This is a genomic window from uncultured Caballeronia sp. (assembly GCF_964243625.1).
GTDB lineage: Bacteria > Pseudomonadota > Gammaproteobacteria > Burkholderiales > Burkholderiaceae > Caballeronia.
On the sequence record NZ_CAXTGZ010000255.1, the window covers coordinates 1 to 8,217 of the forward strand.

8 protein-coding genes are annotated in these 8,217 nt (G+C 62.2%); 5 read left to right on the forward strand and 3 right to left on the reverse strand.

Annotated elements, in window-relative coordinates; all coding sequences use genetic code 11:
* From ACFFAR_RS17740 to dprA, 3 genes are all read right to left on the reverse strand, one after another.
* Positions 1-1,136, reverse strand: a 1,136-nt coding sequence (locus tag ACFFAR_RS17740) for a DNA topoisomerase (protein ID WP_375508200.1), incomplete at its 3' end; no start/stop codon positions are given.
* 214 nt (positions 1,137-1,350) lie between these two features.
* A complete protein-coding gene (locus tag ACFFAR_RS17745) occupies positions 1,351-1,728 on the reverse strand; it encodes a thioredoxin family protein (RefSeq protein WP_062168554.1) in 378 nt (125 codons plus the stop codon).
* A gap of 93 nt (positions 1,729-1,821) precedes the next feature.
* Entirely contained in the window at positions 1,822-3,108 is a 1,287-nt protein-coding gene (gene dprA, locus ACFFAR_RS17750) for a DNA-processing protein DprA (RefSeq protein ID WP_174363098.1), read from the reverse strand.
* A 212-nt stretch (positions 3,109-3,320) separates the two neighbouring features.
* On the opposite strand from dprA, the gene def reads away from it, so the two are divergent.
* From def to ACFFAR_RS17775, 5 genes are all read left to right on the forward strand, one after another.
* Complete coding sequence (gene def, locus ACFFAR_RS17755; protein WP_075359088.1) at positions 3,321-3,824, forward strand: peptide deformylase; 504 nt, start codon at positions 3,321-3,323, stop codon at positions 3,822-3,824.
* A 49-nt stretch (positions 3,825-3,873) separates the two neighbouring features.
* Entirely contained in the window at positions 3,874-4,866 is a 993-nt protein-coding gene (gene fmt, locus ACFFAR_RS17760; protein ID WP_174365039.1) for a methionyl-tRNA formyltransferase, read from the forward strand.
* 209 nt (positions 4,867-5,075) lie between these two features.
* On the forward strand, positions 5,076-5,933 hold the full coding sequence (htpX, locus tag ACFFAR_RS17765; RefSeq protein WP_062168562.1) for a zinc metalloprotease HtpX: 858 nt from the start codon (positions 5,076-5,078) through the stop codon (positions 5,931-5,933).
* A 204-nt stretch (positions 5,934-6,137) separates the two neighbouring features.
* Positions 6,138-7,622, forward strand: a complete 1,485-nt coding sequence (rsmB, locus tag ACFFAR_RS17770; protein WP_375508202.1) for a 16S rRNA (cytosine(967)-C(5))-methyltransferase RsmB — start codon at positions 6,138-6,140, stop codon at positions 7,620-7,622.
* A partial coding sequence (locus tag ACFFAR_RS17775) for a DUF4390 domain-containing protein (RefSeq protein ID WP_375508201.1) occupies positions 7,619-8,217 on the forward strand: 599 nt, incomplete at its 3' end. The genes rsmB and ACFFAR_RS17775, both read left to right, overlap by 4 nt.

Sequence of the window (8,217 nt, forward strand, 5' to 3'; positions counted from 1 at the left end):
GAGTTATCGAAGATGCGCTTGTTCGGCTTCACCCAGCCCTTGTCCAGCACCTGCTTCGCGTGCGGCAAGTAGTTGTTGCTTTCCTTCAGCATGGCGAGCGTGTCTTTCACCGTCGGAATGTAATCCTCCGGCAGCGCGCGCGCGTCGGTACGCGGGTAGGTCAGCACCTTGTGCTTTTCATACAGCGCCTGCGCCAGGCCGAGCGTGTTCTTCGCCGAAAAACCGAAACGGCCGTTGGCCTCGCGCTGCAGGCTGGTCAAGTCGAACAGCAAGGGCGACATCTGCGTGGACGGCTTCGCTTCTTCCGTCACTGTGCCGGTCTTGCCGCGACAAGCTGCAACGATCGATTCCGCCGCGGGCAGCGCCCACAGACGTGAATCGCGCTGCTCGGGGTCGCCCTCGACGCGCTTGAACTTCGGGTCGAACCAGCGCCCTTCGTAGATTCCCTTCGCCGCAACGAACTCGGCGCGCACTTCCCAATAGTCGCGCGGCACGAAGCGGCGAATCTTTTCTTCGCGTTCCACGACAATAGACAACGTTGGCGTCTGGACGCGGCCAACGGTCGTCAGGAAGAAACCGCCGCCCTTGCTGTTGAACGCGGTCATTGCGCGCGTGCCGTTGATGCCGACCAGCCAGTCTGCCTCGGAGCGGCAACGGGCGGCATCGGCGAGAGGCTGCATGTCAGCGTCGCTGCGCAGATTTGCGAAACCATCGCGGATGGAACCGGCCGTCATGGATTGCAGCCACAAGCGCTGCACCGGCTGCTTGGCCTTCGCGTGCTGCGCGATCAGGCGGAAAATCAGCTCGCCTTCGCGCCCGGCGTCGCAGGCGTTGATCAGGCGGTCGATGTCCTTGCGCTTGAGCAGCTTGGTCAGCACCTTCAGGCGCGATTCGCTTTTTGCGATTGGATTCAGGTCGAAATGTGGCGGAATCACCGGCAGATTGGCGAAACTCCACTTGCCGCGCTTGACGTCGTATTCCTCGGGCGCGGCGATTTCCAGCAGATGGCCCACCGCCGACGACAGCACGTAGTCGTCGCTCTCGTAATATTCGTCATGCTTCGCGAAACCGCCCAAAGCGCGCGCGATGTCGTTCGCGACAGAAGGCTTTTCAGCAATGATCAGGGCTTTGGACATGACTCGATTCTAGTTAGGGACTGGCATGAGGCCGGGTAACAGCGGCTTGCGCCACCGTGGTTCGGGCTCGTTAACGTCCGCTTTATAGCATATGGCGTGCGGCGCGCGGTTTGGCATTTAGCGAAACGCGGGCTGCCGGACGGTGAATGTGGGCGCTTCGTGATGCAACCGCCTGAGGCGTTTCAGCTTGTGAGTGCGCTTGCCTGAACCTGGTCTAGGCGGCGACCAGCGCAGGACGTATTTTTGGCGCGCCGGCCATGCCCGGCAATGCGCTCAAGTCCGTCAACATCCTTGCAACGATGGACGTTTGCGGCAAAACCGTGCCAAAAAACCGCGTGGTAACAGCGTCCTCGATCAATATGGTCGGGAAGTTCTCCACATCGAGATCGTCGAACCGGTCCGCCTGGTTTTCAATATCGATCCATGCGAAGCAGATGTCCGGATGAGCATCGGCAAGCTTGTCGAACCCCTCCCGATAATCCCGGCAGGTCCCGCACCACTCGGCGCACAAGCACGCAACGAGCAGTGTGCCGGCGCTTGCCATGCGCTCGGCAATCCGGTCGGCGTCGGTGTCGAGGTTCAGCGCGGGCATGTTTCCTTACGGTCCTTTCCTGAGCGGCGTGAAGATTTGATGCGACGTAGCAAACGTCTGATTTTGTGGCGAATGTAGCATGACGTCAGAAGATCAGCGTTCGAGGCGGGTAAATCGGCCGCCGGGCAATGCACCTATTCGCCCTGACATTTCAAGTTGCAGCAACAGGCTTTGCAGCGTGGCGCCATTCATTTCGGTCCGTTCAGCAAGAATTTCAAGCGTGGCCGGGGAATGGCCCAGGGCCTCGAGCAGACGGGCGGCCTCGGGATCTTCGACTTTCGCCGATGCCCACGACGCCGTCGCCGGCTGGCTGACCCGGGGGCTTTGTAGCGCCAGCGCAAACTCGCCTTCAGCCGCTTCCCGCTCGCCGGGGTCTTTGGCAACACGCGCCTTGCCGCGTTTGCGTCCCTTCGGCGCGACGTCCGCTTCGGTTTCTATCTTGAAACCGAACTCTTCGAGAATGTCTTCCGGCGTCTCAACCAGTTTTGCTCCCTGCTTGATCATCCGATGACACCCGCGCGCAAGCGGCGCGTGGACCGATCCGGGCAGGGCGAAGACGTCACGCCCCATTTCGTTCGCGAGTCGAGCTGTGATCAGCGATCCCGAGCGCATCGCGGCTTCGACAATGAATACGCCGCTCGAAAGCCCGGCGATCAGCCGGTTGCGCTGCGGGAAATTCGCCGACCGGGCCGGCGTGCCGAGCGGCCACTCGGAGACAATCGTGCCGTTTGCCGCGATTTCGTGCGCCAGCGCGTGGTGCGATGACGGATAAACCAGATCCGCGCCCGTCCCGATGACCGCGATCGTCCCGCCCGTGCCGCTCATGCCGCCCCGATGCGCGGCAGCATCGATACCGAGCGCAAGTCCCGATACGACCGCGAGGCCAGCATTGGAAAGCACGTGCGCGAACCGGTTCGCGTCTTCAATACCTTGGGGCGTTGCGCTCCGGCTGCCGACAATGGCAACAGCGCGCGATTGCAACAAATCGAGCCGTCCCTTTACATATAGCAAGGGCGGCGGATCGGGCATGGTCAGGAGCGCCGGCGGGTACGCGGTATCGGCGAGCGTGACGATCGAATTCCCTTCGATGGACGCCCATTCCAGCGTCCGACCAAGGCATTCGTCGAAGGTGCCGAGTTCTGAAGATGGCGGCGGCGCGACGACCGCTCGCGCCGCTTTCTCCCCTGCGATGGCTGCCAGCGCCCCGAACGACTGGTCCAGCACCGCGTGCGGACTGCCAAATTCCGCGAGCAACGCGCGCAACGCGATGGGCTGCAAGCCGCCTGCATTCGCAAGGCGCAGCCAGGCCGAAACATCGTTCGGATCAGTTACGCCCAAGCGGGGCGCAGCGGCGGTCGTCGGCAACAGGAAAGGCGTCATGTTAAAATTTTCACATACCGAAATAGAAAAGCTTGACCGAGCGGGCACATTGGAGGACGCAGGGACAAGGCGTTGCCGCAAGATCCGCGGCGCTGAACCGGCATTGAATCAACAGGATTCAGCCCAATCATCTTCTCGATACCGGCAATCTTTTACAACCTGGCCGAATGGCCGACTATCGCGCGCTGCGGCGTGCATCGATAATCTGAATCATGGCTCTGCTACACATACTCACCTATCCGGACAAGCGGCTCCACAAGGTCGCAAAACCCGTAGAAGTCGTCGATGACCGGATTCGCAAGCTCGTCGCGGACATGGCTGAAACCATGTACGCGGCGCCGGGCGTCGGCCTTGCCGCGACCCAGGTCGACGCGCATGAACGCGTGATCGTGATCGACGTCTCGGACACGCACGACCAGCTTCAGGCATTTATCAACCCTGAAATCATCTGGTCGAGCGACGAGAAGAAGGATCACGAGGAAGGCTGTCTGTCCGTGCCGGGCATCTACGACTTTGTAGAGCGGCCTGAGCAAGTGCGCGTGCGAGCGCTGAACGAGAACGGCGAGACGTTCGAGATCGACTGCGAGGGTCTGCTCGCGGTGTGCATCCAGCACGAAATGGATCACCTGACGGGACGTGTGTTTGTTGAGTACCTGTCGTCGCTCAAGCAGACGCGGATTCGCGGCAAGATGAAAAAGCTCGAAAAGGCGCTGTGACGCGCCGGTTCACGAAGTTCGATGTGGAATTTTGCAGGTTGGTGAATCGATGACTCAATCGCTGCGTGTCGTGTTTGCAGGAACGCCTGAATTTGCGGCCGCCGCGCTGGCCGCCATTCACGCTGCCGGTTTCCAGGTGCCACTCGTGCTGACTCAACCTGACCGCCCCGCCGGGCGCGGCATGAAGCTCGCCACGAGTCCCGTGAAGCGCTTTGCACTCGAGCATGCTCTTGAAGTCGCCCAGCCTACGTCCTTGCGGCGCAACGGCAAGTACCCGGAAGAAGCGGCTGCGGCTATCGAACGGCTGAAAAACACGCCGCACGACGTCATGGTGGTTGCGGCCTACGGGCTGATCCTGCCGCAGGAAGTGCTCGATATCCCGCCGCTTGGCGCAATCAACATTCACGGATCGTTGTTGCCGCGCTGGCGTGGCGCGGCGCCCATTCATCGGGCGATTGAAGCGGGTGACGCTGAAACAGGCATCACCCTCATGCAAATGGATGCCGGTCTCGACACGGGCGCGATGATCCGCGAAGGGCGGATCGCGATCTCGCCGCAAGACACGACAGCGACGCTGCATGACCGCATGGCGCAACTGGGCGCGGATCTCGTAGTCGATGCCCTGCGCGATCTCGAACGCAACGGCTCGCTGCCCTCCACACCCCAGCCGCAAGACGGCGCGACCTACGCTGAAAAGATCGCGAAGCACGAAGCCGCGCTCGACTGGCGTCGTCCGGCGAGCATGCTGGCGCGGCAGATTCGCGCGTTCGATCCGTTTCCCGGTGCGTTTGGAACCATCGACGGCGTCGCGGTGAAGATCTGGGCGGCCGAACCCCTTGAGTTCGAAGCGAACGAAGACGCAGGCGTGATCGTGGATAGTGGCGCAGAAGGGGTAATCGTGGCTTGCGGTCAGGGCGCGTTGCGCGTCACGCAACTGCAAAAACCGGGCGGCAAACGCCTGCCGGTGCGCGGGTTCCTCGCTGGATCGCCTATTGTTAAAGGACAGCGCTTCGAGCTTCGCGAAGTCGCGCCGGGCGCCTGAAGTCGCTGCGGCCGGTAACTCACGCAGCGGCCCCGTGTCTTCTTCGTGACCGGAGGCGCATTCGTTGCCACCAATAATTGAATTATTCAGCAATGCCCTTATCTAACATTTTGCTTACAGTACATGATCGATCGATTCGGTCAGGCAAATGGGCCGACATGGCCGATCGCGCTAAACGCGCATTGATATCTGGGTAAGGAGTTCAAGACATGTTCAATTGGGTCAAAACCGCGATGCTGATGGCAGCGATCACGGCCCTTTTTGTCGTGATTGGTGGAATGATCGGCGGCAGCAAAGGTATGGCGCTCGCGCTGGTCGTCGCTCTCGCGATGAATTTTTTCTCGTACTGGTTCTCCGACAAGCTCGTGCTGAAGATGTACAACGCACAGGAAGTCGACGAAGCCACCGCGCCGCAGTTCTACCGGATGGTGCGCGAACTGGCGACCCGGGCGCAGTTGCCCATGCCGAAGGTGTATCTCATCGACGAAGCCGCGCCTAATGCATTCGCCACTGGCCGCAACCCGGAGCACGCGGCCGTTGCCGCGACCACGGGCATCCTGCGCGTGCTGTCCGAGCGCGAACTGCGCGGCGTGATGGCGCACGAACTTGCACACGTGAAGCATCGGGACATCCTGATTTCGACGGTATCGGCGACCATGGCCGGCGCGATTTCCGCACTTGCCAACTTCGCAATGTTCTTTGGCGGCCGCGATTCGGAAGGACGTCCGTCGAATCCAATCGCGAGTATTGCGGTCGCGATTCTTGCGCCAATCGCCGGCGCGCTGATCCAGATGGCCATATCGCGGGCACGTGAATTCGAAGCCGATCGCGGCGGCGCGCAGATTTCCGGCGATCCTCAGGCGCTGGCGAGCGCGCTCGAGAAGATTCATGCGTATGCGTCGGGCACACCGTTTCCCACGGCCGAGCAACATCCCGCCACTGCGCAGATGATGATCATGAATCCGCTGGCCGGCGGCGGAATCTCCAAACTCTTTTCCACGCACCCGGCCACGGAAGAACGTGTCGCGCGTTTGATGGAAATGGCGCGGACCGGCCGGATGGAGTGACGCGCATCGGGACTTCAGCAGCAACCGATCGGGCTCATTGCGACAAACTCGGCAATGAGCTCGTTTTTTTCGAGCCGAAAGAACCTCGAGCCGTGTCCGATCGGCCAGCGCTACCGCTCCGATCCCGGGCCGCTTCGCCTCCCGGGCTACAATGCTTCGTTTGCGCGGACCGGCATCGGCCGGCTCGAACGCCTTTGCCTCGACATGACCGAAAAGCCTTCCCGACGCCGCGCCGTATCATCGGCGGATAGCAGCCGGGCGTCCTCCGACGCACGCCTCGCCACGCTTCACCTTGCTCCCGATTCGCTCGCGTTCGCGCTCGATGCCGCCGCGCAAGCCGTCGGCGCCGTGCGCGGCGGTTCGGCGCTGCCCGCCGCGTTGCAAACCGTGATCGCTGCCACGCACGTGGCTGTGTCGCGCGGCGCGACGCAAGATATCGCGTATCGCACGTTGCGGCGCCTCGCGGTCGCCGACGCGTTGTCGGCCAAACTGGTGCGCAAGGCGCCGCCGCCACATGTATCGAATGTGATGGCGTGTGCGTTTGCACTGCTCGTCGATGACGAAGCCCACGCCGCTTACACGCCATTCACCGTGGTCGATCAGGCCGTCAACGCCATCGCGGCGCGGCGCGAGTTTGCGTTTGCAAAGGGCCTGGTCAACGCCGTCCTGCGTACGTTCCTGCGCGAGCGCGAGGCGTTGCTGGCTGAAGTCCGGCGCGATCCGGTCGCGCGCTTCAATTACCCGGCATGGTGGATCGATGCAGTGAAGCGCGCCCAGCCGGACGAGTGGGAGAACATTCTCGACGCCGGCAACCGGCAAGGCCCGCTCACGCTTCGTGTGAACGCGCGGCGCATGAGCGTGGAGCAATATCTCGATCTCCTGAAGGCCGAGCAGATCGAAGCCGAAGCCGCCGGCCTTCACGCAGTGCGCCTGAAAACGCCGATGTCCGTCGACAAGATCCCCGGTTTCGCCGACGGCGTCGTCTCCGTCCAGGACGCCGGCGCGCAACTCGCCGCGCAATTGCTGGACGTGCGCGACGGCATGCGTGTGCTCGATGCGTGCGCGGCGCCCGGCGGCAAGACGGGTCACGTGCTGGAACTGGCGAACGTCGAATTGATCGCGGTGGAAAGCGACGCGGGTCGCGCCAGACGCATTGGCGAAAACCTGGAGCGCCTGAAAGTGCAGGCCGAGATTCGCGTCGGCGATGCAGGCAACACTGCCGGCTGGTCCGACGGCGATCCGTTCGACCGCATTCTTGCCGACGTGCCGTGCTCGGCGTCAGGCATCGTGCGGCGTCATCCGGATATTCGCTGGTTGCGGCGTCCGTCGGACATTGCCGCGCTCGTCGGGGAACAGCGCCGCATCCTCGCCGCGCTCTGGCCACTGGTCGCCACCGGTGGCGAGTTGCTCTACGTTACGTGCTCGATCTTCCCGGAAGAGGGCGAGTTGCAGGCGCAGTGGTTTGGAGAGGTGCACGAAGATGCGGTACGATTGGACGCGCCGGGGCAATTATTGCCGACAGCGGGCCATGCTGGCACGGCTCGCTTGCAAGATTCACCGGACCCGGTCACGAACTCGCTGACGGACAATTCAGGCGAGGCGCAACGTACCCATTCAACATCGAAGCGGGACACGGGAGCCTTTGCGGACCACGACGGATTCTTCTACGCGCGCTTTCAGAAACGGTGACGATCAAACGCTTTTTTCCGCTTCGACGCGCGCTCGCCGGCCAGACTGTGCCGGCTTGGCTGTTGAGCCTCGCGTTGAGCCTCGTGTTGAGTCTCGCGCTGTCGTTTCTGCCGGTCGAGGCCGCGCAGGCTGATCCTATTGCCGTGCAGCGCGCGTCGCTGCAGGCCGACGGTACGGGGTGGAGTCTCGACGCCCGTTTCGATTTCGACCTCAACAGCAGCCTGGAAGACGCCGTGAACAAGGGCGTGCCGCTCTATTTCACGACCGATTTCGATCTGTCGCGGCCGCGCTGGTACTGGTTCGATGAAGAGCCGGTCAGCGTCTCGCAAAGCATCCGGCTGTCGTTTCAGCCGTTGACGCGCGAGTATCGGGTGTCGACGGGTGGTTTGCAGCTTGGTTTCGCCACGCTTGCCGAAGCGCTCGCGGTGATCAAGCACGTCACATCGTGGCATGTGATCGATCGTAATCAAGTGCAACCCGGCGAGACATATAGTGCGTCGGTACGCATGCAACTGGACATCGCGCTGATGCCCAAGCCGTTCCAGATCGACGCGGTCAACAACCGCGACTGGAATCTTTCTTCCGACTGGAAGCG

Excerpts from the sequence above, each read along its gene's own strand:
- ACFFAR_RS17745 (WP_062168554.1), bottom strand. The coding sequence starts at position 1,728 with ATGCCCGCGCTGAACCTCGACACCGACGCCGACCGGATTGCCGAGCGC.
- dprA (WP_174363098.1), bottom strand. The coding sequence starts at position 3,108 with ATGACGCCTTTCCTGTTGCCGACGACCGCCGCTGCGCCCCGCTTGGGC.
- def (WP_075359088.1), top strand. The coding sequence starts at position 3,321 with ATGGCTCTGCTACACATACTCACCTATCCGGACAAGCGGCTCCACAAG.
- fmt (WP_174365039.1), top strand. The coding sequence starts at position 3,874 with ATGACTCAATCGCTGCGTGTCGTGTTTGCAGGAACGCCTGAATTTGCG.
- htpX (WP_062168562.1), top strand. The coding sequence starts at position 5,076 with ATGTTCAATTGGGTCAAAACCGCGATGCTGATGGCAGCGATCACGGCC.
- rsmB (WP_375508202.1), top strand. The coding sequence starts at position 6,138 with ATGACCGAAAAGCCTTCCCGACGCCGCGCCGTATCATCGGCGGATAGC.